The organism is Salinicola sp. CPA57, assembly GCF_003206035.1.
GTDB lineage: Bacteria > Pseudomonadota > Gammaproteobacteria > Pseudomonadales > Halomonadaceae > Salinicola > Salinicola socius.
Map to the genome: position 1 here is coordinate 253,045 of NZ_PZJR01000011.1, position 21,783 is coordinate 274,827.

Genomic DNA, 21,783 nt, shown 5'->3' on the forward strand with positions numbered 1-21,783 from the left:
CGCAGCAGCACTGCAACGGGCCGTCTGGAACGGCCCGCCTGTTGATGGATGACTCTGGCTTCTGGAAGCTGCTCGGGGCGAATTCAGGGTGGTGTAACGCGCTCCACGAACGTCAATAGATCGCGATTGAAGCGTTTGGACTCTTCCAGAAACGGCGCATGACCGGAATCGGCATATAGCTTGCTGTCGATACTCGGATTGAAACTTCTGGCTCTCGCGATCGTCGCTTCTGGTTTGAGTAACGCGTCTTGTGCGCCCGAGATGAAAAGCAGAGGTACCGTGGCATTGCCCAGGCCTTCGGCGGCGGGGATCGTCATCGACTGTACCGAGCGCTGCATGTCCCAGGAGGCCATCGCGGCGTTGGCCAGCAGGCGTTCGAAGGTCACCTGATCAGGCTGTTGATGGAAGCAGAGACCCAGGAAGGTGCGTTCGGCATCGAGATGGGCCTTCAGATCGGTGGAAACCATGTCCCGATAGACGTCCGGATGCGACTGGATTTGATCCGGCTTGAGTTCGACGACCCCATCGACATAGACCGCGCCGGTGATATCGCCATCGCCATAGGCCGCGAGGTAGTTGGTCATCACGGCGCCGCCCAGGGACCAGCCGACCAACACGGGCTTGTGGATATCGCGAGCTTGAATGATGGCCGCGAGATCGTCGGCCCAGCGGCGTCCTTCGGTGTAAGCGCTAGCCTCGGTTGGCTTGCCGGACTGGCCGTGACCCCGGAGGTCGTAGGTGATCAGGCGATGCTGCTGCAGGGTGGGATCTTCCAGCTGCTTCTCCCAATTCAGGTGGCTCCCCAATAGCCCATGGATAAAGATGATCGGCGTGCCGTCGGGATTGCCGGTTTCCTGGACTGCCAGATCCACGCCGTCCGGTGCCTTGACGACATTAGTATTAACAACATTGTTATTGACGACATTGGTATTGACGGCATGATTCTGCGTTTCGGCCAGGGCTGCCGTTGAAACGGCCAGCCAAAGCGTTGCAAGCACGAGTGATGCGAAGCTTCGCGGCGGAGATATTGAAAGCATGTGTCTTTCCTTGATTGAGGTTACCAGGCGAAGCTTCCGGGCTTACACTAGCGTCAAGGTCAAGAAAAAAGAGATAGGCTCCCCCCATGAGCGTTATGAGCCACAAAAAAAGCCCTCCCGCGACGATCTCCATCGGCGAGCTTTCCGAGCGAACCGGCGTCAGTCGACGGGCGCTACGACACTACGAGAACGAGGGGCTTCTCGCGTCCAGGCGAGCGGACAACGGCTACCGGTGGTTTCCGGAAGCCGCCGTGACACGCGTGATTCAGATCCAGCGCTTTATTTCCGCAGGCTTCAGCCTAGTGGAGATTCGAACCTTCCCCGAGTGCATGCTGATGTTGGATGGCGCGGTCCCATGCCCTGAAACCGTCGCTGCGCATCGCCAGCGCCTGGCAATGATCGACAGCCAGATGGCAGACCTCGAGCGACGGCGAGCGCTGTTGAAGTCACTGCTGAAAGACGTTGAACCCACGACATCGCCGATGGCCGGCGCGCCTTGGACGATGTGAGTGCCTGACCTTATCCAGTCGAGAACCGGCAGCGATTCATGCCCCCGCGAAAATCCAACCTCCCCACCAAGATATGTCCCGTCTGTCAGCGGCCGTTCGCCTGGCGCAAGAAGTGGGCGCGGGAGTGGGAGAATGTCGTCTACTGCTCGGAGCGATGTCGGCGCCAGGGGCGAGACTGACCCGCACGGACGGGCCTTGGGTGGTTGATCCACGTGATGGACGCGCTCCGGAGAAGTCGGGATGATCCGCCGGATGGACTACACGGATGACTCACTAGAGCGGTGACGCACGGATGAAAAGAATCGGCTCGTGGCAACGATGGATGCTGGCTGTCGTGATACTGCTGGTCTCCAGCGTGTGTCTGGCGCAGTCGCAGGACGAGGGGACCGCGCAGGACTGGTACGCCCTCGATTCGCTCAACACCGGACTGGGGAAGGCGCCGGGCTCCGTCAAGCTCAGAACGCCTCGGGAATCGATGCGAACCTTCCGGGATCTCACCGATAGCGGGAATTTCGAGGCGGCGGCGCATATCCTCAACCTCGCCGACCTGACACCGGCGGCGCAGCGCGAACGGGGTGCCGAACTGGCCCGGCAGCTCTCCGAGATATTCCAGCGGGGCAAATCGATACGGATCTCCAGCCTTTCCGGGCGCCAGGACGCTGCCATCGAAGATCCGACGGGAGAGAGTCCTCAGGCCGGTAAGCCGCGTCGGGATATCGAGCTGGCTTCCCTCGAGGCCGACGGTAACGCCTATGACATCCGGCTGGGGCGATACCAGCTGGGGAACGAGGAGCCGGTCTGGCTGATCATGCCGGAGAGCGTGGCCGCGATTCCGGCACTCTATCGGGAGTACGGCCCAACAGAATTCGAGCGACACATACCGGAAAGCCTCAAGGGCTCCTTCGGGGTGCTCAGGATCTGGGAATGGATCGCCATTCCGCTGGTGCTGCTGGGCGTCGCACTCGTTGGCAAGGGCGTCTATCGACTGGTCGAGTTGGTGACACGCTGGCTGCCGTCCGGTTCGCCGAGCATTTTTGCCAAGCAGATTCGCGGCCCCGTGGCACTCATCGTGATGTCGCTGTTGACCCAGGCGCTACTCGATTACGTCGTTTCCTTTTCGGCGGCGGCAACCATCACGCTGCGAGTCGTGCTGATCGCCATTCTGGCCTGGGGCGCCGGCGCCGTTGCACTGCGTCTGGTCGATACCATGATGCTGAAGATGACTCGCCGCCTCGCCGGGCAGATCGACGACTCCAAACCCAAGGACGAGCGCAAGCTGCTGACCACGCTGTACGCGGTGCGTCGGATCATCATTCTGATCATGGTGACGGCGGTCACGATCTACGTGCTGGGCCAGATCCAGCTATTCGAGACGCTAGGATTGTCGATTCTGGCCTCGGCCAGCGTATTGGCGGTTCTGGTGGGCGTGGCGGGGCAGGCGGTGCTCGGCAACATCCTGTCGTCGTTCCAGCTGTCGCTGGCGAAGCCGATACGGGTCGGCGATCTGGTGGCGTTCGAGGGGCAGTGGGCTTATGTCGAGGGGATCTTCTATACCTATATCCGGCTGCGACTCTGGAACGAACGGCGCCTCATCGTTCCGGTCACCTATTTTGCATCGAAGGCGTTCGAGAATCTCTCCGCCAAGAGCACGAAGGAGTATCGGAGCCTGGTGCTGACGCTGCACCTGAGCGCCGATATCTCGCTGGTGAGGGAAAAGTTCCTCGAATTCGCCAAGGCCGAGGAGAACGTCATCGAGCATCACAAGCTGCTCTGCTGTGTCACCGATCAGAATGGCCCGGCGCAGACGGTCACCTGCTATCTGATGACGATCGATCCATTATCGGGGTGGGCCGCCGAGGTGAGTGTCAGAGAAAAGCTGTTGGCATTCATTCGCGACGAGCATCCCGAATGGTGGCCGAGGGAGGTCGTCGTGATCAGTCATCGGGACATCGCCCGCGGCCACACCACTGCCGGTGACGATGACGTCACCCAGTGACCGCGGATTGATCGCGCTGGCGCTCGGGTTCTGGGCCGGGCGCCAGACACTGACGTTACCGGCAAGCTTCCTCGCCATCGGCCCACATCCAGTAGCCGGCGCCGAACAGCAGGCCGACGATCAGCCCCGGCCCTGTCGCGGCGCCCGCCAGCACGGCCAAATTCCAGCCGCCCGCGGCCATGCCGGCGGTCTCCACGCCGTAGTGGGCGCAGTCTTCACTCAATCCGCCGTACTCGTGGAGTGAGTACTTGATGCCTTGCTTCACGCCCACAGCCGCCAGCGCCGTGAGGTACGGATCGCCGATAGAAGATAGGAGCGGATTGGCCTCGCTGTAGCCGTGGTCCAGCGCGTAAGCGGTCGTGGCGGCATCCAGCGTAGTACCCAGGCCCGGGGGGCGCGTGTTGGCACAGCCGGTGAGCGTGACGGCTGCCAGCGCGGCTCCTATGAGCATTATCGAACGAGTCAGTTTCGAGCGATTCAGGCTCGAACGATTCAGGCTCGAAAGCTTCATGTCGGTGTCGCTCTGGTGCCGGTCGCGAAGCGGCGTGACGGCATTGGCTGCATCACCCCATGGCGATCCCGAATAAGTCACATCGAAGCCATCATCGACGAGGAGGTCGATCAAATGGAGGCCCAGTTGAGTCGGCCCCCAACGGTCATCGGAGTCGATAAATGCAATATGTTCACCTCGCGCCACCGCGACACCACTGTTGCGAGCATCGGCCGCCCCGCGATTTTGCTGAGTCACGATACGAATGCGCTCATCACGAAACGCGCGACACACCTCCAGGGTGCGATCGACAGATCCATCGTCAACGATGATCAATTCAAAATCCTGAAACGTCTGATCAAGAACCGACTGAATGGCGTCACCGACACAACGTTCGGCATTGTAAACGGGCAGTACGATGGAGAAGGTAGGCAGATTCATGGCATTCACTTTTGCTGAAATAAAGGGAAAATTATTTACTCTTCCCTACAATCAAAAAGCATGCCAACTCTATTTTCATAGTATAAACATTGGCTTAAAAGAATCCCTTCCGCGGGCGCTTCTTAATTTGCAACTAATTGTAAGTGCAGTGTGCAATCTAGAAGTCTTAGACTTCGCAAACTGCAAAGGCGAAGAGTGCGTCGAACTGTGTTCCTGGCCGATGTCAGGTGGACGCTTCCTGTCCCATCGGAGATTCCTTGACGATTCCGCTCCCAGCGAAGGCTGGGGCCGGTGCTAGTCATCGACCCGACAGAGGTAAACTTTAATTAGGTTTGTAAGTTTTTCGCCATATACTCCTATGCATCTATTTTGGATGAGATTTTTCCATGCCTATCGCTCTTTGCGTTGAGAAAACGGAAAGAGCGATAGCATGGCTTCGGTACTTGCAGACAGATTTGGGGCTCGATACGCGCCGAGCCTCATCGTTTCTCGACTCGGTCAATGAAACGTCCTGGGCTACTTCGCATATCCCAGTGGTGAGCCGAATGCTATTCGTCGCTTCGACGACATAAATCGAGTTCTCGGTTCGAAATACCCTGCCCAGGTCGAGCAGCCAGCTTGGGCAAAAGCGGTTAAGCTCAAGATTCGATTGGAGAGGAAGACGGCCTTATGGAACACGATTTCTGGCAGGCGCGGTGGGAGAGCGAGCAACTGGGTTTTCATCTCCCTTTCGTTCATCCCATTCTCAAGCGCAATTTGGCGAGTTTCGAACTCGATGCCGACGCGCGGATCTTTCTACCGCTCTGCGGCAAGACGATGGATATCGGCTGGCTGCTGGCGCAGGGCTATCGAGTCATTGGCGCGGAGCTGAGCGAGATCGCGGTGGCTCAGCTGTTCGAGAGCCTGATCAATGACCAAGGCATGGCGGAGCCCGTGATCGATGAATGGGTTGGCGGCCAACGCTGGCAGGCCGGAGGCCTGACGATCTTTCAGGGTGATATCTTCCAGTTGACGGCGCAGGATCTGGGCCCGATCGATCTGGTTTATGATCGCGCCGCGCTGGTGGCGCTGCCGCCGGCCATGCGACCCATCTACGCCGAGCAGATACTGGCCCTGACCCTTGCCGCACCGCAGCTGCTGATCACCTTCGAATACGATGCCGCCGAGAAGGACGGTCCGCCATTTCCGGTACTGCCGGAAGAGGTGGCGGCTCACTACGCCGGGCGTTACGAGCTCACCGAGCGATCGCGCAAGGATGTGCTTCAGTCGTCGCTCAACTTCCGCGAGGCCGGTGTGTCTCGGTTCGTCGAAGTCGCCTGGTCGCTGTCGCCAAAGCATGCGCCGTAGATCGTCGTCAGCCACTCCAGGAACACGCGAACCCGAGGCGAGAGCTGTCGTCGCTGCGGATAGACCGCGTAAAGCGGTAGCGTCGGTTTTTTCCACCCGGACAGGATTTCCACCAGTTCACCCCTGGCCAGATGCGATGCCAGTCTGAAATGGGGCAGCTGGATCAGCCCGAAGCCTTCCAGGGCGCTCGTCACGTAGCTTTCCGCATCGTTGACGGTCAGCCAGCCCCCGGTAGTGAAGGCGCGTGTCTTGCCGTCGACGATCAGGTCGAGCGTCCTGTCCGGCGCGTTGGACCCGGAGACGAAGTGAATCCCGTGATGGTGGCGGAGCATGTCGGGTGTGCTGGGCGTTCCCATGCGTTCCAGATAGGCCGGGCTCGCGCAGATGACCTGCTCCAGCGTTGCCAGTCGCCGGGCGACCAGGCTGGAATCCTCGGGTTCACCACTGCGTACTGCGCAATCGATACCTTCGCCAACGAGGTCGACGCGCCGGTCTCCCGTGGTGATGACCAGCTCCAGCGCCGGGTAGCGTGCATGGAAGGCTTCGAGCCGTGGCAGCACGATTCGGCTGGCGTGAGTGCCATGCAGTTCGACGCGCAGCACACCCCGTGGATTGTCCGCGACCGGCTGAAGAATGGCCTCGGCATCCTCGAGTTCCGCCAGCAGATGAACGCAGCGTTCGTGAAAGGCCTCGCCGTCCGGTGTCGGACGCACCTGACGCGTGGTGCGCTCCAGCAATCGCACGCCGAGCCGAGCTTCGAGCTGCTGGATCGTCAGCGTGGCGGTCGCGCGGGGAATATCCAGCGCGTTGGCCGCTCGGGTGAAACTGCCGCTTTCCACGATGCGCACGAAGAGCGTCATCGCCTCGAATCTGTCCATCGAGATTATTGGCCTGTGCTGAATAGTATTGGCAGATTAGTCGATTTATTCATTTCAAAGAAACACCAATACTGGCTTTGGTTCGCTTGGCCTGTTCGCCCGCAAAGCGCGGTTGCCAAGTATGTTCCTGAAATCACTGTCTACCGGAAAGCAATAGGAGTCGATTGATGACGAATACCGTACAGAAAGTCGCCCTGGTCACCGGCGCCTCTCGGGGCATCGGCCGTGCTATCGCGCTGCAGCTGGCCGCCGATGGGTTCGCCGTGGTGGTCAATTACGCCGGCAACAAGACGCTCGCCGAGCAGGTCGTTGCCGATATCGAAATCGAGGGTGGCCGCGCTTTGGCGGTCCAGGCTGATATCGCCGAGACGAGCGCCGTCACGCAGTTGTTCGAACAGACGCTGGCGGCATTCGGTCGGATCGACGTGGTGGTCAACAACGCCGGCATGATGCAGATGGCGAAGCTCACCAGCGACAACGTCGAGATTCTCGACCGGACGCTTGCAACCAACCTGCGGGGCAGTTGGCTGGTGATGGCGAAAGCCGCCGAGATATTGAGCGACGGCGGTCGGATCATTGCGTTTTCCTCTTCGGTGCTGGGCAAGTCGTTCCCGGGCTACGGTGCCTATATCGCCAGCAAGGCCGGCGTCGAAGGCCTGGTCAGGGTGTTGGCCAATGAGCTGAGAGGTCGCAATATCTCAGTCAATGCCGTGGCACCGGGACCGGTGGGGACCGAGCTGTTCTTCGAGGGCAAGAGCGAGGAGCAGGTTCAGACGATCGCCAGCATGGCGCCGTTCGAACGTTTGGGTCAGCCGGACGAGATCGCCGGTGTGGTGTCGTTTCTGGCCGGGCCGCAGGGCCGCTGGATCAATGGCCAGATCCTGCGCGCCAACGGCGGCATGGTGTGACGCCTCGAGACAGCAACCGGCGGCGTTTTATTGCCCTGGCTCAATGCTGAGCGGCCGGCATCGGCGTTCGATCGAGCAGGCGGATCAGCAAGGCGCCCAGTGCCGATACCGTGGCCAGCGCGATAACGCCTGGCCAGCCCCATACACCGAGCAGCAGACTGCCCAGCGCGGATCCTACCGCCATGCCGATGAATACCAGCGTGAACATCACGGCATTGAGACGACTGCGGGCGGCGGGGTCGAGCCCGTAGATCAGCGTCTGGTGGGAGACGAGGGTGGCCTGTATGCCGAAATCGAAGCCCAGCGCACCCATCACGATCAGCCCCAGAGCCAGCGGCGCGGGGAGCCAGGGTTCGGCCGCCATCGCCACGAACGAAAGCAGCACGATCGCACTACCGATTCGCGTGACCTGATGCGGGCCGCTGCGATCCGCCATGCGGCCGGCAAGGGGAGCGGCGAGCGCACCGGCGGCACCGGCCAGCCCGAACGCGCCGGAAACCGCACTTCCAAGCTGGTAGCGCTCTAGCAGATGAATCGAGAGGGTCGACCAGAACGCGCTGAAGGCGACCGAGAGCAGCGCCTGCGCCGTGGCGGCTCGGCGTAGCTCAGGCTGGTCGCGCCACAGATGGTAGAGCGTCGTCAGCAGGGCGCGGTAGCCCAGGTTGGAGGTCGGCTCGAAGCGGGGCAGGCCCCGCCATAAAGGCGCGCTGATCAGCACGATCAACCCCGTGGCGATGAAGAACATCGCGCGCCAGCCGAACGCTTCGGCCACCACGCCGCTGACGACACGTGACAGCAGAATGCCCAGCAGCAGGCCGGTCATCACCGTTCCGACGACCTTGCCGCGCTCCCGATCGGCGGCCAGCATGGCGGCGGCCGGGACGATGTCCTGAGCGATGGTGGCGGTCAGGCCCACGGCCAGGCTCGCCAGCAGGAGGGTCGCGATCGACGGTGCCAGCGCGGTGGCCAGCAGCGCAATTGCCAGTAAAACCGCCTTGATCACGATCAACAGGCGCCTATCCATTCGGTCGCCCAGCGGGATCAACAGCAGAATGCCCAGCGCGTAGCCCAGTTGGGTCAGCGTGGGGATCAGGCCGGCCGTGCGCGCGTCGATATCGATATCCGCGGCCAGAATGCCGAGCAGCGGCTGCACGTAGTAGAGCGATGCCACGCTGAGCCCGGCGCTGGTCGCCAGCAGGATGATCAGTCGTCGAGGAAGCGCGGATGACGCTGTCGGATCCTGGAAAGTAAGAGGCATGACGATGTTCCTGAGGCCGGACGGGAGGTGCAGCGCATTCTGATGGTGTATGAACATTGCGTGTAGTAGCGTGATTCGAACAACGGTTATACGCGGAGCGAATGAATCGCATGGATGAGTCCCGGTTTGGTTCCCCCGATCGCCTCGAATTGCTGCAGACCTTCATGCGTATCGTCGAGACCGGCAGCCTGTCGGCCGCGGCTCAGCGCGTGGGGGTGAGCCAGCCCACGGTCAGCCGTCGCCTCAAGGCACTGGAAAGCCTGCTGGGACTGCGTCTGGTGCAACGCTCGACCCATCGTCTCAGCCTGACCGATGACGGCGAGCGCTGCTTTCGCCATGCGCAGGGGGTCTGCGAACGCTGGGCCTCGATGGCTCAGGATCTGCAGGGGCTGACCGAAACGCCGCGTGGCAGGCTGCGCGTGCTAGTGCCGCATGCCTTCGGCCAGGATCAACTGCTGGAATTGCTGGAATTCTATCTTCGGGAATGCCCGGAAGTCAGCGTCGAGTGGCTGCTGCACGACCGTTACCCGGATTTCATCGCAGAGGGCATCGACTGCGCGATCCGAGTCGGCAAGGTGGAAGACCCTGCGGTCGTCGCCGTGCCCGTGGCGGAGGTGCCGCGTATCGTGGTGGCGGCGCCGGCAGTGATCGCCGGCATCGAGATCGACGATATCGAGGCGGTGGCCACGCTGCCGTGGCTGGCGCTGCGCACCTTCTATCGCGACCGTGTTTCGCTGATTCACGCCGGCGATGGTCGCGAACACCACTTCGCTATCGCGCCTCGGGTGAGTAGCGACAATCTGGCGGCCATTCGTCAGCTTGCCGTCTCCGGCTTCGGCGTCGCCATCGTGTCCGCCTGGCGGGTCGCCGAGGATCTGGAGGCCGGGCGCCTGGTCCAGCTGGTGCCGAGCTGGTGTGCCTCGCCGCTACCGGTCTACCTGGTCTATCCCTATGCCGACGATTACCCGCCGCGGCTGCGACGATTCATCGATCTGGTCCGCGCGCAGGCCCCCGGCATGTCGGGCATGACGATGCGCAGGAAGACTCTGCCGTCAACCCGCTGAAACCTGACCGCGACGCTCCTGCAAGATCAATCGCACCGCAACCGCCGCCGCGATCACGCCGGCGGCCACCATCATCGCCCCGCGCGACCCGGCATGATCGCCCACCCAGCCGACGATCGGCGCGCCGGGCGGGGTGCCCCGAATCGATAGTTGTAGACCCGCAGCGAGCGGAAAAGACGCGCGTCGCTCATCGCGCGCGGGGTTCTCGGTGACAGGGCGCGACTGACCTTGGTCGGGGGATGATCATCAACAGCGAAGACGCCTTGTCCTGAAAGTTGATGCCGGACCGAGATCCCTGCTCGGCCTGTCTGCCAATGGGTGTGGATTCGTCAGCATGACGGGCGGCCCCAGCGGGGTGGCGAGAACGGCCGGCCTAAAAGGGCGGGGCGCGATGAGCGCGCTGGCGTTTGCCCGCCTCGGTCCACCATGAGAGGTCATCGGCAAAGCGATCGAAAGCGCGTTCGAAGGAGGCGCCGGCATCGCCGAGCGGCGCACCTTGCTCGTCCAGCGTTCTGCCGATCTGACCGACCGTGACCGTGCTGGAGATGACGACCATGCCCATCTCGGCCAGCGTGCCGTGCCAGGCGAGATTGGCGTGGGCGCCGCCGAGGCGTCCGGCCGAATAGCTGACGATGCCGGCCGGCCGCCAGAACCATTCTTCCAGAAAGTGATCGGTCAGGTTCTTGAGCCCGGGCTGCATGCCCCAGTTGTATTCGCCGGTGACGAAGACGAAACCGTCCGCGTCGCGAATCTTGCCGGCCAGAGTTTCCATCGCCTCCGGCGCCTCGCCCTCGGGATACTCCTTGTACATGCGATCGAGCATCGGCAGATCGATCTGCATGGCATCGATCAGTTCGGCATCGGCGCCGCGGGCGTTGAGCGTGCGCACGGCATAGTCTGCCAGGCGGATGCCTGCGCGGTCGGATCGGTAGGAACCGTAGAGAACCAGAATGCGATCGGCCATGGGAAGCTCCTGAATCAAAGCAATGAGTCAAACCGGGAGGGTCTGTCGATAACCGCTGTCTCTCGACGCCCGCCACGAACCGCCGACGAAGTGAAGAGACTGGCATTGGCCACAGCATAGCCGCCGGCGCGGCCTTCGGCTCGCCCGAGCGCGGATCTCGCGATTCGCCTCGTCATCCGCTCGCTGAGGTGGTCGACCAGCGCCCTGGTCTCGTCCGCAGGGTTCAAAACGCTGGCTCGCTGGCGCGCCGATGTTTCGATGCGCTCAGCGACTCGCCCGATAGTGTGCGCGCGCGTCGACAATGGTCCTGTGGTTCTCGTCGGCCCACGCCACCAGGTGCTGCATCGGCTGCAGAAAGGAGCGACCCAGATCGGTCAGGGTATATTCCACCCGGGGGGGAACTTCGGCATACACCGTGCGCGTCACGAAGCCGTCCTGCTCGAGCTGTTTCAGGGTTCGAGAAAGCATTTGCTTGGAGATATCACCAATCTCGCGCAGCAGGGTATTGAAGCGAAATGTGCCGGATTCCAGCGTGCTGAGGACAAGCAGGCTCCATTGATCACCGATACGATCCAGAACGTCGCGAACCGGACAGGGCTGTTCGAAGTCGTGAGCGTCACGCAGTGAAGACATCTGAAGTTTCTCGAGTCGCGATGTTTAGCCAAAGGTCATCTGGCAGTGACCGGGTCAGGTCCAACTGCCTTCTTGCGGTTGGGAGAAAAGTCTCATAATTTCACTCAATGGTCTAATGAAAAGACCAAGGCAAAAAATGAGACTCAGGAGGTCGATCATGGCAACTGTTGCGTTGATTGGTGCGTCCGGCAACGCCGGTTCTCGTATTCTGAAAGAGTTGTCGGATCGCGGTCACCGCATCACTGCGATAGCGCGCGATGCCGGCAAAATCCCGGCGCTCGACGGCGTGACCGCGAAATCCGCTGACCTGTTCGACCGCCAGGCGTTGTCACAACAGCTCCGCGGTCACGATGCGGTCATCAGTGCCGTGCATTTTGTCGCCAGCGATTTTGATGCCCTTGTGGGGGCCGTTCGCGATGCCGGCGTCAAGCGCTATCTGGTGGTTGGCGGGGCGGGCAGCCTTGAGGTCGCACCCGGTCAGCGTCTGATCGACCAGCATGATTTCCCCGCTGCCTACCGGGAGGAAGCGACTGGAGGTGCGGAATTTCTGGATCGACTCAAGCAGGTCGAAGACCTGGACTGGACCTTTCTGTCGCCTTCCGCAATGTTCCTACCCGGCGAGCGTACGGGGCAATTTCGCATCGGCAAGGACACGCTGCTATCCAACGATCAGGGCTCCAGCATCTCGTTCGAGGACTACGCCCTCGCGCTGGTCGATGAACTTGAAACGCCACGCCACCTTCGCGAGCGCTTCACCGTCGGCTATTGAGCGTAATTGGTTGGATCGTGGCAAGCCTGATTGCATTCGCCAACGCGCCGGCATACGCCGGCGCGTTGACGTTTCAGCGCGCCACTGCAAGGCTCGCACGTTCAAGGATAGCAACGGAGCCATGAACGATGGCGATCGAGGTAGATCGAATCCGCCGGCATGCGCTGATCGCCGGTGCCTCGCGTGGTATCGGGCTGGGACTCGTCAAACGCCTGCTGGGTCAGGGCTGGGAGGTCACTGCCACCCATCGGAAGGCTCGACGCTTTCCTGGTAGGGGCAGATCGATTGCAGCTCGCCGAGCAACCTTTAACACGCTATGTTTTCCTCACACGATGGCGATGCCGGATGGACGGCATCGTCGCAGCCACTTCCTGTCACGGAGTTGTGATGAGCGATTACACCCCACCCAAGGTCTGGGAACCGAAAGAGAGCGGCGGCAAGTTCGCCAGCATCAACCGTCCGGTCGCCGGCCCGACCCACGACAAGGCGCTGCCGATCGGCGAACATCCGTTCCAGCTCTACTCGCTGGCGACGCCCAACGGCGTCAAGGTCACCGTGATGCTCGAGGAGTTGCTGGCACTGGGCAAGGACGCCGAGTATGACGCCTGGCTGATCAAGATCGGCGATGGCGATCAGTTCGGCAGCGGCTTCGTCGAGGTCAACCCGAACTCCAAGATCCCGGCGCTGATGGATCGTAGTGGCGACAAGCCGATTCGCGTATTCGAGTCCGGCTCGATCCTGCTGCATCTGGCGGAGAAGTTCGGCGCCTTCCTGCCGAGCGATCCGGCCCAGCGTGTCGAGACGATGAACTGGCTGTTCTGGCAGATGGGCAGCGCGCCGTATCTCGGTGGCGGTTTCGGCCACTTCTATGCCTATGCACCGGAGAAGATCGAATACGCCATCGATCGCTTCACCATGGAAGCCAAGCGTCAGCTCGACGTCCTCGACCGTCGCCTGGCCGAGTCGCGCTATCTGGCCGGTGACGAGTACACCATCGCCGATATCGCCACCTGGTCCTGGTACGGTCAACTGGCGCTGGGGCGGCTCTACGATGCAGCGGAGTTTCTGGACGTGGAGAGCTACGAGAACGTCCAGCGCTGGGCCAAGGAGATCGATGCCCGGCCTGCCGTGCAGCGTGGCCGCATGGTCAATCGCACCTTCGGTGAGCCGGAATCGCAGCTCCACGAGCGCCACGAGGCAAGCGACTTCGAAACGAAGACCCAGGACAAGATCGGCGGCTGATACGCGGGTCCGGTATCCCCAGCCCGGCTATCACGCCGGGCTTTTTGCGTTACGCTACGTGACATCGACACCGCGTCGACTTCGCGGGGTTATCCAGCAGCTCCTTCATAGGCATGTTCATGAAAACTCTGTTTCGAGGCTATCTCGAATCCTCGTTGATCCTCCGTGTCACCATCGCGCTGGTTCTCGGCGTGGCGGTGGGGCTGATCGGGGGAGAGACGGTCGCCGCGTGGCTGGCGCCATTCGGCGATCTGCTGCTGCGACTGCTGCAGTTTCTGATCGTACCGATCGTGCTGTTTACGCTGATCGTAGGCATCAATCAGGCCGATCTTGGCCGCATGGGCCGGATCGGCGGCAAGGTATTCGTCTATTACGTGGCGACGTCGGCCATGGCGATCGTGGTCGGGCTGGCGGTGGCGTCGCTGTTCTCCCCGGGCAGTGGCATGACCCTGGGCGACGGCGCCAGTGTCGAGGTGCCGGACAATCCGGGCCTCGTCAGCGTGCTGTTGAGTATCGTCCCGGATAACATCGTCGCGGCGCTCGCCGAGCCCAACCTGCTGGGAATCATCTTTACCGCCTTCGTGTTCGGCATTGCGCTGCTGAAGATGCGTCACGGCGAGGGGCAGCGCGCACTTGATAACGGGCTGGGCGAAAAGCTCTACGAGGTCATCGAAGCGCTCAACGCGGTGACCATGAAAGTGATGGCGGGCGTGCTCCAGTACGTGCCGATCGGGGTATTCGCGATCGTGACCGGCACCGTCGCCAGGCAGGGCATGGATACGATTCTCTCGCTCGGCAGTATGGTTATCGTTCTTTATGTCGCGCTGGCGGTGCATCTCTTCCTCTACTGCGTGCTGATGACGACATTCGGCGTGCGCTTGAAGGCCTTCTTCCGCGAGGCACGCACGCCAATGGCCACGGCCTTCGCGACCCAGAGCAGTACCGGCACGCTACCACTGACGTTGAACGCGGCGCAGCGGCTCGGCATTTCGCAGAGTCTGTACGGCTTCAGCCTGCCGCTGGGCGCGACCATCAACATGGATGGTGCGGCGATCCGGATCGCGATCTCGGCTGTTTTTGCCGCCAACGTTGCCGGCATCCCGCTGGACTTCATGACCATGGTCGAGATCGTGCTGATCGGCACACTGACCTCCATCGGCACCGCGGGCGTACCCGGCGCCGGTATCGTGATGATCGCGACGGTCTTCGCCCAGGTCGGGCTGCCGATCGAGACCGTGGCGCTGTTGACCTCGATCGATGCGCTGGTCGGCATGGGTTGCACCGCGCTCAATGTGACCGGCGATCTGACCGGTACCGCCATCATCGCCCGCTGCGAGGACAAGCGGGCGGATGCGCAACATACGGAAGCCACGAAGGCTTGATCTCGATTCCAGGAAATCTCGAATGAGTCCTACCACACGCTCGGACTATCTGATCATCGGCGGCGGCAGCATGGGGCTGGCGGCGGCCGACTATCTGGCCTCCCGCCCCGACGCCAGCCGCCAACCTTCGGTGCAGGTGCTCGACGCTCACAGCCCGCCCCACGATCAGGGCGCACATCATGGCGAAACCCGCCTGATCCGGCTGGCTTACGGCGAGGGTAGCGGCTACGTCTCGCTGGCAATGCGTGCCCTGGACCGCTGGCAGGAGCTGGAGCGGGAGACTGGGGAGTCGTTGTTTCTACCCACCGGGGTGCTCAACCTGGGTCCGGCAGCGGCGCCGTTCATCCAGCAGGTCGAGGCAAGTGCGCGGCAGTACGATCTGCCGCTGGAGAGACTCGGCGGTGAGGCTGCCTCGGAGCGCTGGCCGGGGTGGGCGCTCGATGCTTCGATGCGCGGCGCTTTCGAATTCCGCGCAGGCGTGTTGCGGGTCGAGCGAATACTCGCCAGCTGGCGTCAGCGGGTAGACCGAAGCGCGAACGTGACCTTGACGACGGGGGCGCAGGTGACACGGCTTCAGCCATTGGCAAAAGGCGGATTCGAGGCGACGTGTGCCGATGGCCGTCGATTCAGCGCCGATCGACTGCTGGTCTCGGCAGGACAGCACCTGGCACCGCTGCTGGCTGCACTCGGGATCGAGCTGCCGCTGACTCGCGTTCGCAAGACGTTTGCCTGGTTCGAGGCCGGCGCGCGTTACGGTCCCGAGAGCTTTCCGGGATTTAGCCTCACCGACGAGGAGCTGGGCGTCTACTACGGCTTCCCGGATATCGATGGCGCCGGATTCAAGATCGGCCGCCATGATAGCGGCCAGATCCTGGCGCCGGGCGAGCGGATGGCGGCCTTCGGAGATTATCCCGACGATATCGTCGAGCTGCAGCGGGTGATCGAGCGCTATCTCCCGGGGGTAGGGGCTCTGCGCCATGGCGCCGTCTGTCAATACATTCGCACCCCGGACGAACATTTTCTGATCGATGAACCCCTGCCCGGCCTGATCGTGGCGGGGGGATTCTCCGGGCACGGTTTCAAGTTCGCCAGTGCCCTGGGTGAATCCCTTGGGGAATGGCTGGTCAGCGGTCATGCCGCCCCCGGGTTGGCCGGGTTCGGTCTGGGGCGTTTTTCGAAGTGATTTCTTCTTCAGCGTAACGTTTCCCGATGTGAGAGGGCCTTTCGCCAACGTCGAGGTCGCGTAAACTGGGCGGCTTCACGAGCAAGCGGTAGCACTATGTCCTTCGTCTCTTTTTCCGCCCTGGCGTGTCCGCTGGACGGCGATCCGATGCATCGCGAGGGCCAGGCATGGCGCTGCGCGGCCGGCCACAGTTACGACATCGCCAGGCAGGGCTACACACATCTGTTGCCGGTGCAGCACAAGCGGTCTCGCGATCCGGGGGACAGCAAGGGGATGGTGGCGGCACGTCAGCGTTTTCTGAACGCCGGTCATTATCAGCCCGTGGCCGAGGCCGTCGCGGGGGCCGTGCTGGCGAAAGGGTCGACCTCGACAACGCTTCACTGTCTGGATGCCGGCTGCGGCGAGGGTTACTACCTGCGCCAACTGGCGCAGGCCGATAGTGACGTGTCGCTGTCACTGCTGGGCCTGGATATTTCCAAGTGGGCGGTGCTGGCTGCTGCCAAACAGGAGCGGGGCGCCACCAGACAGGAGGAGGAGGGACGCGCCAGTTGGGTGGTGGCCAGTAACGCCAACCTGCCGGTTCAGGACGGCTCACTGGACTGCGTGCTGTGCCTGTTCGGCTTTCCCGCTTATCCGGAGTTCGTCCGCGTGCTCAAGCCGGGGGGCGTGTTGATACAGGCCGATGTCGGACCGGATCACCTGCGAGAGCTACGGGAAATCATCTATCCCAGCCTGAAACCGGAGCGCGAGCGCCCGGCATTGGCGCCCGACGGACTGATCCCGTTGGAGGTCGAGACGATTCGCTACGTTCTGACCCTGGAAGAGCCGCAGGCCGTCGCCGATCTGCTGGCGATGACCCCGCATCTCTATCGCGCCAGTGCCGAGGGCCGCGCCAAGGCGGAAGCGTTGACGTCGCTCAGCGTGACCATCGACGTCCGCCTGAGGCGGCTCGAACGGCTGGCGTAGCTTGCGGGGATAAGGGAACTCGTGGAGACGCGTCGGGCTCGTCCTTTCAAAAAGCCCGGTGATGCAGGCAGTACTCGCCGGCCCACTCGATGGCGTCTTCGAAAGGCAGCGCCGGACTGTAATGGAATCCTTGCCCCAGATCGCAGCCGAGCGCTCTAAGCCGCGACTCGATCGCCCCATTTTCGACTCCCTCCGCGATGACAAGGCGTTTGAAGCTCTTCGAAAGGCCGATGATCGCGGCAACGATGGCCTCGTCCTCGGGACTGTCGAGCATACCGATGACGAAGGAGCGATCGATCTTGATCTTCTGGGTCGGAAAGGTCCGTAGATAGCTGAGCGATGATTGTCCCGTGCCGAAATCATCCAGCGACAGTTGCAGGCCGAGCCGTAGGCAGCCCCGAATGTTGGCGACGATGGTATCCATGTCCTGCTGCGGCGAAGTGCTTTCCAGGATCTCCAGTGTCAGCCTCCCTACCAGCTCTTGATCATGCCTTGCGAGAGTCTGATGCAGGTGGTCGATGAAACCGCTGTCGAGAAAGCAGGAAGGATTGACGTTGACGCTGACGGCGTAGGGCAGGCCACGTTGCATGCAGTGTTCGAGTGCCGTCAGCCCCTTGTCGATGACGTACTTGCTCAGCTCGACATCGAGCCAGGTATTCTCGACATGGGGCAGAAAGCGCCCCGGAGGCAGGATCTCACCAGAAGGCAGGCGCCAGCGAAGTAACCCCTCGAAGCCGGCGACGGTATCGTCGCGGTAATCGATCTTGGGCTGATAAAACAGCTCCAGCCGTTGCTGTGAGAGAGCCTGGTGTACGTCTCCGACAATGGCGATACGCGCTCGCCGGGCATGATGAAGCTCGAGATCGAAACGGCAGTAGCCGTTCTTGCCGGCTTCCTTGGCCGAGTACATGGCTTGATAAGCGTGGTGTAGCAGCACGTCCACGTCCGCTTCGTCGCCGGGATAGCCAGTGATCCCCATGCTGGCCGTGAGGGCGTGAACGTGACCCGAGGTCTCTATGGGACTGCGAATCTGGTCGAGGATGCGCTGACAGGCCTCCGCCTGGAGTACGTCGCGCATGACGATGACGAATTCGTCTCCCCCCAGGTGAATGACGAGATCCTTGCGCCGTACCGCATCGCGAAGACGCGCCGCAACTGTCCGCAGCACCGCGTCACCGATATCGCTGCCATGCAGTTCGTTGATGCTCTTGAAGCCATCCAGATTGAGCAGGCACACGGAAAGGTGGCCCCGGTGCTGTCTGGCAAGTGTCAATTCCGCTTTCATCAGCGTTTGCAGGAAACGTCGGTTCGGCAGGCCCGTCAATGTATCGATGTCATCGAGCGTCAACCCTGGCGGTCGGCGGGTCAGCAGATGATGTCCGATCTCGTCCGCTATCTGGCTGGCGAGGACATGGAGCATGTCGAAATTCAGCGCTGCGGCCGAAACCGGTGACGTATGCACCAGACAAAGCGCGCCGATGCCGACACCCTCGTGATCTCGTACGGGCACACCGGCATAGAAACGCAAGCCAGGCGAGCCGACGACCAGAGGATGTCTGGTGAACTCGGGGTGACATCGTGCATCTTCGATGACGAAAAGCGCGTCGTGACGGAGCGTGCGATGCGCGAGCGAAAGCGCATCAGGGATGTCGGTCGATAACGCTCCTACGCGGGTTCTGCGCCACTGCTGATCTTCACCCGGCAGCGTGAACCAGGCATCCGTGACCTCGTAGTGCTGCCTGGCTATCCAGCGCACCCGATCGACGCGCTCTTCAGTCAGTGCGTCGATGAGTGTTGCGTCATGCATGGCTTGCTGACGCCATGGTTCGTATCGATCCAGATTCACGGCGTGGCACCTCATCGAAAGCCGTCTGCGTTGCCCCATCCGTGTGGCATTCCAACAACCGCTCTATAGTAAACTTAGGACTCTGCGACTATGGTTGAGTGCTACAAATCGACAGGAGTTGAATTAATTATTCAATACAAATTTGAACCGTGGTTCAACTTAAATTGAACAAATAGTTCAAATTAAATCAATGGATGAAAAACAGTTGTTTGCGCTGCGTCTTCAAGCGGCTCTCACTGCCGCCGGGTATGAGTGTCGCCCTTCCGTTCTGGAACGCGAATTCAATTTGCGCTATTGGGGCGCGCCAATCACCTTTCAGGCCGTGCGCCGATGGTTACGGGGCGACTCGATACCTTCGCAGGACAAGTTGCAAGTGCTGGCGGGTTGGCTGGGCGTCGAACCCCAATTCCTGCGCTATGGCCAACAATCATCACAGGACCGGGGAGAGATGCAGGCAACTTGGGTGATACCCGTGGGCGGAGAAGAGGACGAAGTGTTGCGGATCTATCGGGGATTGACCGAAGAGCAGCGCAAGATCCTGCGGCAGGTGGTGTTGACGTTCGCGAGGGCCAATGGACTGCAGCCGGAGGATACCGAGGGATCCTCCTGACATGCATCGGCGACGGAGCCGATCGGATCGCGCTCCGTCGCCGCGTCCCGTTACCGCTGCCGCGATGCTGACATCTGCCCGCGGCGATAGTCGCCCTGACGATCCAGCATCCAGCCCGGATACTCCGGCGGCAGCGCGCTGACCTGGTCGAGGCGGTCCAGTTCGTCCTCGTCGAGACGCACCTCGGTGGCGGCGATATTGTCGTCGAGCTGATCGAGACGCCTGGCGCCGACGATGACGCTGGTCACGGCCCTCTGATGCAGGAGCCACGCCAGCGCGATCCGGGCAACCGACACGCCCTTGGTATCGGCTATTTCGCGCATGGTGTCGATGCAGTCGAAGCCGCGCTCCCGGTCCACCGGCGGGAAGTCGAAGGTGGCGCGTCGGTCGCCGGCCTGTGCTTCTCCGTCCCGCGTGTACTTGCCGCTGAGCAGCCCGCCGGCCAGCGGGCTCCAGACCATCAGCCCCAGCTTTTCGTTCTCCAGCAGCGGGACGATCTCGCGTTCGAGGTCGCGCCCGGCCACGGTGTAGTAGGCCTGTAACGATTCGAACCGGTGCCAGCCGTTCTGCCGGGCGATGCCCAGCGCCTTCATGATCTGCCAGGCCGCCCAGTTGGAGACGCCGACGTAGCGTACGTGGCCGTGCTCGACCAGCGTGTGCAGCGCGCGTACGGTCTCCTCGATCGGCGTCGCGGGGTCGAAGCCGTGGATCTGGTAGAGATCGATGTGGTCGAGCTGCAGACGCTTCAGGCTCGCCTTGACGCCCTCCATGATGTGGTAGCGCGAAGCGCCGCGATTGTTGACCCCGCTGGAGCGGTAGGGATCGTCGGTGCCGGTGGGGCCGAAGACCTTGGTGGCGACGACGACATCGTCGCGCGCAACGCCGAGATTCCTGAGCGCCTGGCCGGTGATGACTTCGGACTGGCCCTGGGAGTAGACGTCGGCCGTGTCGATGAAATTGATGCCGGCGTCGAGAGCCCGGCCGACCAGCTTGTCGGCATCCGCCTGCTGCAGATTGCCGATCTGGCTCCACATCTCGCCGTTGCCGCCGAAGGTCATGGTGCCCAGGCAGAGCTCGGAGACGAACAGGCCGGTATTGCCCAGATTGCGGTAGCGCATGGTGGTACTCCTCGTTATCGATGAGGGAAGGGACGACAGAGAATCGAGTATGGTCGACAGGGGGAAACGAGACTGGCTCGATCCGATCGGATCCTTGCCCAAAACTGCCAGAGGCAGCTCCTCGAGTGCCTTTCGGTGGCGGGTTGGGATAGGCTGGATCTCTCGTGGGGAGAGATATCGCAGTCATGAATCAACGAGTCGATGCACTGAAGCCGCTGTCCGGGAAGGAGATGGCGGCCGGGAACGATAGGGCGCTCGTGGGTTACCGCCAGGCACTGGTCGAGTTGCTCGATCGTCTGACACTGGGTCGCGAGGGGAAGTTGCCGAGCGCCATACCCGGGCTGTCGATCCATCGGCTGAGCGCGCCTCGGCCGCCGCAGTACGTGGTACACGATCCGGTGTTCAGCGTGATCGCCCAGGGCGCCAAGCGGCTCTCGATCGGGCAGGAGATCTACGAATACGACCCGATGCATTACCTGGTCTCGTCGGTCGACCTGCCGGTACTGGCGGACGTTTCCCGGGCCAGCCGGGAGGCGCCCTACCTCGGGTTGCGCCTGGATCTCGATGTCGAACTGATCGGCGAGCTGATCCATGACGATAACCTGGCGACCGTCTCGGCCACCGAACCGGCGCGGGGTCTCTACGTGAACCGGCTGGAAGCCCCGCTGCTGGAAACGGTGCTGCGTCTGCTGCGGTTGCTGGAGTCGCCGCAGGACATTCCGGTACTGGCGCCAATGATCAAGCGCGAGATCGCCTACCGCCTGCTTCGCCATGGGCACGGTGCCCGGCTCCGCCAGATCGCGCTGAAGGATAGCCAGACCCGGCGGATCGCCGCGGCGATCCGCCTGCTGCGCGAGCGTTACGCCGAACCGCTGCCGGTCGCCGTCATCGCCGGGAACGTGCATATGAGCGTGTCGTCGCTGCACCATCACTTCAAGGCGGTCACGGCGATGAGTCCCCTGCAGTACCAGAAGCAGCTGCGCCTGCAGGAGGCCCGGCGCTTGCTGCTTGCCGGGACCCTCGAGGTGACTGCGGTGGCGCAGCGTGTCGGCTACGAGAGTCCCTCCCAGTTCAGCCGCGAATATCGGCGCTGTTTCGGTCTGCCGCCGCAGCGGGACAGGCAGCGCTGGCGCCCCTAGCCG

The 21,783-nt window shown here is 62.1% G+C and carries 21 protein-coding genes; 13 read left to right on the plus strand and 8 right to left on the minus strand.

Going from position 1 to position 21,783, the window contains the following annotated elements; genetic code table 11:
* Positions 1–83 precede the first annotated feature (83 nt).
* Positions 84–1,037, minus strand: coding sequence for an alpha/beta hydrolase (locus DOM36_RS13380; RefSeq protein ID WP_110643373.1), 954 nt, complete (start codon positions 1,035–1,037; stop codon positions 84–86).
* Positions 1,038–1,132: 95 nt separating this feature from the next.
* Between DOM36_RS13380 and DOM36_RS13385 the strand changes: the two genes are divergently transcribed.
* The 3 genes from DOM36_RS13385 to DOM36_RS13395 all read left to right on the plus strand — a co-directional run bounded on the left by DOM36_RS13385 (position 1,133) and on the right by DOM36_RS13395 (position 3,542).
* On the plus strand, positions 1,133–1,546 hold the full coding sequence (locus DOM36_RS13385) for a MerR family transcriptional regulator (protein WP_110643545.1): 414 nt from the start codon (positions 1,133–1,135) through the stop codon (positions 1,544–1,546).
* Positions 1,547–1,584: 38 nt separating this feature from the next.
* Positions 1,585–1,725, plus strand: coding sequence for a DUF2256 domain-containing protein (locus DOM36_RS13390; protein ID WP_110643374.1), 141 nt, complete (start codon positions 1,585–1,587; stop codon positions 1,723–1,725).
* 113 nt (positions 1,726–1,838) lie between these two features.
* Positions 1,839–3,542 carry a mechanosensitive ion channel domain-containing protein gene (locus tag DOM36_RS13395; protein WP_110643375.1) on the plus strand — a complete coding sequence of 568 codons (1,704 nt, stop codon included), beginning with the start codon at positions 1,839–1,841 and terminating at the stop codon, positions 3,540–3,542.
* Positions 3,543–3,597: 55 nt separating this feature from the next.
* Here DOM36_RS13395 and DOM36_RS13400 read toward each other — a convergent pair whose 3' ends face one another.
* Positions 3,598–4,473 carry a glycosyltransferase family A protein gene (locus DOM36_RS13400; RefSeq protein ID WP_110643376.1) on the minus strand — a complete coding sequence of 292 codons (876 nt, stop codon included), beginning with the start codon at positions 4,471–4,473 and terminating at the stop codon, positions 3,598–3,600.
* A gap of 669 nt (positions 4,474–5,142) precedes the next feature.
* Here DOM36_RS13400 and tmpT point away from each other — a divergent pair.
* Complete coding sequence (gene tmpT, locus DOM36_RS13405; RefSeq protein WP_110643377.1) at positions 5,143–5,820, plus strand: thiopurine S-methyltransferase; 678 nt, start codon at positions 5,143–5,145, stop codon at positions 5,818–5,820.
* Here the strand turns inward: tmpT and DOM36_RS13410 are convergent.
* Positions 5,736–6,698, minus strand: coding sequence for a LysR family transcriptional regulator (locus DOM36_RS13410; RefSeq protein WP_110643378.1), 963 nt, complete (start codon positions 6,696–6,698; stop codon positions 5,736–5,738). The two genes, tmpT and DOM36_RS13410, sit on opposite strands and share 85 nt — an antisense overlap.
* A gap of 167 nt (positions 6,699–6,865) precedes the next feature.
* Between DOM36_RS13410 and DOM36_RS13415 the strand changes: the two genes are divergently transcribed.
* Positions 6,866–7,606: an SDR family oxidoreductase gene (locus DOM36_RS13415; RefSeq protein ID WP_110643379.1), complete on the plus strand. Its 741-nt coding sequence runs from the start codon at positions 6,866–6,868 to the stop codon at positions 7,604–7,606.
* A 40-nt stretch (positions 7,607–7,646) separates the two neighbouring features.
* Here DOM36_RS13415 and DOM36_RS13420 read toward each other — a convergent pair whose 3' ends face one another.
* Complete coding sequence (locus DOM36_RS13420; protein WP_110643380.1) at positions 7,647–8,864, minus strand: MFS transporter; 1,218 nt, start codon at positions 8,862–8,864, stop codon at positions 7,647–7,649.
* Between the two features lie 101 nt (positions 8,865–8,965).
* Here DOM36_RS13420 and DOM36_RS13425 point away from each other — a divergent pair, with 101 nt between their 5' ends.
* The gene (locus DOM36_RS13425; RefSeq protein WP_232823837.1) at positions 8,966–9,928 is read left to right on the plus strand and encodes a LysR family transcriptional regulator; all 963 of its coding nucleotides are present in this window, start codon (positions 8,966–8,968) and stop codon (positions 9,926–9,928) included.
* A gap of 373 nt (positions 9,929–10,301) precedes the next feature.
* Here the strand turns inward: DOM36_RS13425 and DOM36_RS13430 are convergent, their stop codons facing one another.
* Together DOM36_RS13430 and DOM36_RS13435 are read right to left on the minus strand one after the other, a co-directional pair.
* Entirely contained in the window at positions 10,302–10,892 is a 591-nt protein-coding gene (locus DOM36_RS13430) for an NAD(P)H-dependent oxidoreductase (protein ID WP_110643382.1), read from the minus strand.
* 264 nt (positions 10,893–11,156) lie between these two features.
* Positions 11,157–11,525 (minus strand): helix-turn-helix domain-containing protein, encoded by a 369-nt coding sequence (locus tag DOM36_RS13435; protein WP_110643383.1) that lies wholly within the window; start codon positions 11,523–11,525, stop codon positions 11,157–11,159.
* A 157-nt stretch (positions 11,526–11,682) separates the two neighbouring features.
* On the opposite strand from DOM36_RS13435, the gene DOM36_RS13440 reads away from it, so the two are divergent.
* From DOM36_RS13440 to DOM36_RS13460, 5 genes are all read left to right on the plus strand, one after another.
* Positions 11,683–12,294, plus strand: coding sequence for an NAD(P)-dependent oxidoreductase (locus DOM36_RS13440; protein WP_110643384.1), 612 nt, complete (start codon positions 11,683–11,685; stop codon positions 12,292–12,294).
* Between the two features lie 387 nt (positions 12,295–12,681).
* Positions 12,682–13,536: a glutathione-dependent disulfide-bond oxidoreductase gene (gene yghU / locus DOM36_RS13445; RefSeq protein WP_110643385.1), complete on the plus strand. Its 855-nt coding sequence runs from the start codon at positions 12,682–12,684 to the stop codon at positions 13,534–13,536.
* A 119-nt stretch (positions 13,537–13,655) separates the two neighbouring features.
* Entirely contained in the window at positions 13,656–14,918 is a 1,263-nt protein-coding gene (locus tag DOM36_RS13450) for a dicarboxylate/amino acid:cation symporter (protein WP_110643546.1), read from the plus strand.
* A 22-nt stretch (positions 14,919–14,940) separates the two neighbouring features.
* Entirely contained in the window at positions 14,941–16,101 is a 1,161-nt protein-coding gene (solA, locus tag DOM36_RS13455) for an N-methyl-L-tryptophan oxidase (protein ID WP_157958645.1), read from the plus strand.
* Between the two features lie 96 nt (positions 16,102–16,197).
* Positions 16,198–17,067 (plus strand): putative RNA methyltransferase, encoded by an 870-nt coding sequence (locus DOM36_RS13460; RefSeq protein ID WP_110643387.1) that lies wholly within the window; start codon positions 16,198–16,200, stop codon positions 17,065–17,067.
* Positions 17,068–17,113: 46 nt separating this feature from the next.
* Here DOM36_RS13460 and DOM36_RS13465 read toward each other — a convergent pair whose 3' ends face one another.
* Complete coding sequence (locus DOM36_RS13465) at positions 17,114–18,913, minus strand: sensor domain-containing phosphodiesterase (protein WP_110643388.1); 1,800 nt, start codon at positions 18,911–18,913, stop codon at positions 17,114–17,116.
* 286 nt (positions 18,914–19,199) lie between these two features.
* On the opposite strand from DOM36_RS13465, the gene DOM36_RS13470 reads away from it, so the two are divergent.
* A complete protein-coding gene (locus tag DOM36_RS13470) occupies positions 19,200–19,523 on the plus strand; it encodes a helix-turn-helix transcriptional regulator (protein WP_232823838.1) in 324 nt (107 codons plus the stop codon).
* A 50-nt stretch (positions 19,524–19,573) separates the two neighbouring features.
* Here DOM36_RS13470 and DOM36_RS13475 read toward each other — a convergent pair whose 3' ends face one another.
* The gene (locus DOM36_RS13475; RefSeq protein ID WP_110643389.1) at positions 19,574–20,641 is read right to left on the minus strand and encodes an aldo/keto reductase; all 1,068 of its coding nucleotides are present in this window, start codon (positions 20,639–20,641) and stop codon (positions 19,574–19,576) included.
* 185 nt (positions 20,642–20,826) lie between these two features.
* Between DOM36_RS13475 and DOM36_RS13480 the strand changes: the two genes are divergently transcribed.
* Positions 20,827–21,780 carry an AraC family transcriptional regulator gene (locus DOM36_RS13480; protein ID WP_110643390.1) on the plus strand — a complete coding sequence of 318 codons (954 nt, stop codon included), beginning with the start codon at positions 20,827–20,829 and terminating at the stop codon, positions 21,778–21,780.
* Positions 21,781–21,783: the final 3 nt, after the last annotated feature.

Coding starts and splice junctions, on each gene's coding strand:
- DOM36_RS13440 (WP_110643384.1), top strand. CDS start 11,683: ATGGCAACTGTTGCGTTGATTGGTGCGTCCGGCAACGCCGGTTCTCGT.
- DOM36_RS13420 (WP_110643380.1), bottom strand. CDS start 8,864: ATGCCTCTTACTTTCCAGGATCCGACAGCGTCATCCGCGCTTCCTCGA.
- yghU (WP_110643385.1), top strand. CDS start 12,682: ATGAGCGATTACACCCCACCCAAGGTCTGGGAACCGAAAGAGAGCGGC.
- tmpT (WP_110643377.1), top strand. CDS start 5,143: ATGGAACACGATTTCTGGCAGGCGCGGTGGGAGAGCGAGCAACTGGGT.
- DOM36_RS13435 (WP_110643383.1), bottom strand. CDS start 11,525: ATGTCTTCACTGCGTGACGCTCACGACTTCGAACAGCCCTGTCCGGTT.
- DOM36_RS13460 (WP_110643387.1), top strand. CDS start 16,198: ATGTCCTTCGTCTCTTTTTCCGCCCTGGCGTGTCCGCTGGACGGCGAT.
- DOM36_RS13385 (WP_110643545.1), top strand. CDS start 1,133: ATGAGCCACAAAAAAAGCCCTCCCGCGACGATCTCCATCGGCGAGCTT.
- DOM36_RS13410 (WP_110643378.1), bottom strand. CDS start 6,698: ATGGACAGATTCGAGGCGATGACGCTCTTCGTGCGCATCGTGGAAAGC.
- DOM36_RS13395 (WP_110643375.1), top strand. CDS start 1,839: ATGAAAAGAATCGGCTCGTGGCAACGATGGATGCTGGCTGTCGTGATA.
- DOM36_RS13390 (WP_110643374.1), top strand. CDS start 1,585: ATGCCCCCGCGAAAATCCAACCTCCCCACCAAGATATGTCCCGTCTGT.
- DOM36_RS13450 (WP_110643546.1), top strand. CDS start 13,656: ATGAAAACTCTGTTTCGAGGCTATCTCGAATCCTCGTTGATCCTCCGT.
- DOM36_RS13430 (WP_110643382.1), bottom strand. CDS start 10,892: ATGGCCGATCGCATTCTGGTTCTCTACGGTTCCTACCGATCCGACCGC.
- DOM36_RS13425 (WP_232823837.1), top strand. CDS start 8,966: ATGAATCGCATGGATGAGTCCCGGTTTGGTTCCCCCGATCGCCTCGAA.
- DOM36_RS13400 (WP_110643376.1), bottom strand. CDS start 4,473: ATGAATCTGCCTACCTTCTCCATCGTACTGCCCGTTTACAATGCCGAA.
- DOM36_RS13415 (WP_110643379.1), top strand. CDS start 6,866: ATGACGAATACCGTACAGAAAGTCGCCCTGGTCACCGGCGCCTCTCGG.
- solA (WP_157958645.1), top strand. CDS start 14,941: ATGAGTCCTACCACACGCTCGGACTATCTGATCATCGGCGGCGGCAGC.
- DOM36_RS13380 (WP_110643373.1), bottom strand. CDS start 1,037: ATGCTTTCAATATCTCCGCCGCGAAGCTTCGCATCACTCGTGCTTGCA.
- DOM36_RS13480 (WP_110643390.1), top strand. CDS start 20,827: ATGAATCAACGAGTCGATGCACTGAAGCCGCTGTCCGGGAAGGAGATG.
- DOM36_RS13475 (WP_110643389.1), bottom strand. CDS start 20,641: ATGCGCTACCGCAATCTGGGCAATACCGGCCTGTTCGTCTCCGAGCTC.